This window comes from Endozoicomonas sp. SESOKO3 (assembly GCF_024606255.1).
On the sequence record NZ_JAHHPR010000144.1, the window covers coordinates 1 to 1,748 of the forward strand.

Here is a 1,748-nt window from a genome sequence, read left to right on the forward strand (position 1 = left end):
TTTGCAAACCTGTTAACGGGGTCGCCTTAGATTCAATGGTTGTAGGGACAATCGACAAAAACATCCCTGCCGGGCAAGCCATTTGCAACTTGATCATAATCGAGGAGGATGGCCAGCTGCTGCAATGTGGGAAGGTCTTCAAGAATGCTAAAGGCCTTTGGTCTCATAGGAGAGGATACCACTCCGGGCATCAAACCTGTGAAGCGAACGTAATCGGAGAGGATGGTCAGCCGCGGCCGTGTAGAAAGGTTTTCAAGAATACTAACAGCCTGTTGGTTCATAGAAGCGGATACCACACCGGGCAACAAACCTGTAACGTGACCGTGATATTGGAAGATGGCCAGCCCCGGCCATGCGGAAAGGTCTGCAAGAATGCCCAAGCCCTGTCGCATCACAAAAGCAGAAACCACACGGGGCAAAAAACCTGTGATGTGCCCGTGATCGGGAAGGGGGGTCTGCAACGACCCTGCGGGACGGTCTGCAGAAATGCCGCGGCTTTGTCCACCCACAAAAGCGGACAGCACTCTGGGAAAAAGACCTGTGACGTAAACATAATCGGGGAGGATGGCCAGCTGCAGCCATGCGGAAAGGCCTGCAAAAATGCCGCACACCTGTCCAACCATAAAAGCCGACAGCACACCGGGCAAAAAACCTGTAATGTAACCGTGATCGGTAAGGACGATCAGTCGCGGCCATGCGGAAAGACCTGCAACAATGTTCAAGCCCTGTTGAATCACAAATACAGAGACCACACCGGGCAAAAAACCTGTAACCTGATTATGGTCGGGGAGGATGGCCAGTCGCGGCCATGCGGAAAGGTCTTCAAGAATTCCAGAGTCCTTTCGAGTCACAAAAGCGGATACCACAGCGGGCAACAAACCTGTGATGTGAACGTGGTCCGGGAGGATGGCGAACCGCAGCTATGCGGGAAGGTCTGTAAGAATGCTCAAGTTCTCTGGGATCACATAAGAATAAAACACACCGGAAAGCAAACCTGTGACGAGACTGTGGTTGGGCGGGATGGCCATTCGCGGCCGTGCGGAAAGGTCTGCAAGAGTGCTAAAGCCCTGTTGAACCACAAAAGAATACATCGAAAACGCAAGTCTCCTGTTGTGGATCAGGACGATGACCTCAGTCCTTGATCTGAAAATCAACCTTTCATGAGGTTTTCTTGATCTATCCTTGCTCTGTAAAAGCCAGAATCGAAGGATAGATTTATTAATCACTCACTCTTTGCGACACTGCGGTTGCGGTTGCTGTTACTGACGCTGTCTGTCGTCTGTCAGGCCGAAACGTTGACAGAACGTTTTATTGTCGACCTTGTACAGAGTGCAGTTTTTCCAAATCAGAGCTTTTCTATGAAGTTTGATCAGCAAACATTACCGGACAAACTCTCACAAATTCCCGACAAAAAGGGCTATTCAGAACCTGATTTGTTATCTGATAGCAAACCACCCAGACCTGACAGTGGCGAGATGAAAACGACCATCATTGAGCCGGTTACATGGCAATGGCTTTACGACACGAATCTGCTGATTGCTTTTGAACTGGTTCTTAATACCATAGATACTTCACTATGCTCCAACCCTCATTCAGGGATAACTGTAAAAGTGGCTGCCGCTGTCGCTTCGCTTTTAAAAAGCGATTGGAACCCCGATTCACCGACGTTTAACTCGATGGAAACCCGGGGGGTGAGTCAGGATCACCCGTTTGCGATCACCACTATGATGCCTGGCTCTGGACACAAC

2 protein-coding genes are annotated in these 1,748 nt (G+C 50.0%); both read left to right on the forward strand.

The window, feature by feature from the left end:
• Positions 1–1,142, forward strand: a 1,142-nt coding sequence (locus tag KDK18_RS02535; protein ID WP_257252966.1) for a hypothetical protein, incomplete at its 5' end; no start/stop codon positions are given.
• Positions 1,143–1,247: 105 nt separating this feature from the next.
• The coding region (locus KDK18_RS02540; RefSeq protein ID WP_257252967.1) for a hypothetical protein at positions 1,248–1,748 on the forward strand (501 nt) is incomplete at its 3' end.